Here is a 938-nt window from a genome sequence, read left to right on the forward strand (position 1 = left end):
GGGGGCGGGTGAGGCGGCCCGTCAGGCTGATCGCGGTGACGGTGAGGCGGCGGGTGAAGAGGACCGTGTACGCGTCCGCCAGGTGCGGGGGGAGGTCGTCCAGGATCATGAACGTCGCGTTGCTGCGGGCGACCGTGGGGCCGTCGTCCTCCAAGGCGGCCAGGTCGGTGAAGAGTTCGTCCACCAGGAGGTCGATCGCGTAGACCACGGCGCCCGCCGCTATCTCCGCCGCCTCTCTGCCGACCCCGCACTCCGGTGCCGACTCGTCGTGGCCGAACGCCTCCAAGGTGAACGCCGTGAGCGCCGGGGCCAGTTCGCGCAGCCTCGTGCGCATCGCCCGGCTCTCCGAGTGGCCGGGGCTGTCCGGGGGCGCGGGGGCCGTGCCGGCCGCGTGGCGCCTCGCGCGCTCCGCGGGGTCGGAGGGCGGGGCGTCCGGGCCGTCGGCCGCGTCCAGGCTCTCCTGGAGCAGCTCGGAGTTCAGCTCCACCGCGCAGCGGGTCAGGCGCCAGTCGGACAGCGCCTCGGTACGTTCCATCAGTTCCGTCACCACCTCCCGCGCCGCTTCCTCCGCGAACTCCAGCGCCGGGGCGTCCACGAACAGCTTCAGCAGGGCCCCGCCGGGATGGGCGGCGATCACGTCGTCCAGCAGGTCCACCTCCATGCCGTCCGGGCCCTCGACCGCCTCCAGCGAGTCGAAGCCCTTGCGCAGCAGGAAGACCACTCCCTCCCGGCGCAGCGCGTCGAGTTCCGGAGCCCCCTGGGGCGGGGCCATCGCCACGGTCACCACGTATGTCACATGTTCATCGTGCCTGAGGGCGCGCCGTTCGGGGAGGTGAATCCGAGGTACGGAAGGTGAGGGCCTGCGCGGGCGGCGACCCGGGGTACGTGTCCGACGCCGATCCTGGTCAGCGGGCGCACCGCTCGCCGAGGTCGTCGCC

1 protein-coding gene is annotated in these 938 nt (G+C 73.2%); it reads right to left on the bottom strand.

The genetic code is table 11. From position 1 onward, the window contains the following. The coding region (locus CCN33_RS30360; RefSeq protein ID WP_140394774.1) for a hypothetical protein at positions 1-796 on the bottom strand (796 nt) is incomplete at its 3' end. Positions 797-938: the final 142 nt, after the last annotated feature.

Source organism: Streptomyces recifensis, from assembly GCF_002154615.1.
Lineage (GTDB): Bacteria > Actinomycetota > Actinomycetes > Streptomycetales > Streptomycetaceae > Streptomyces > Streptomyces griseoluteus.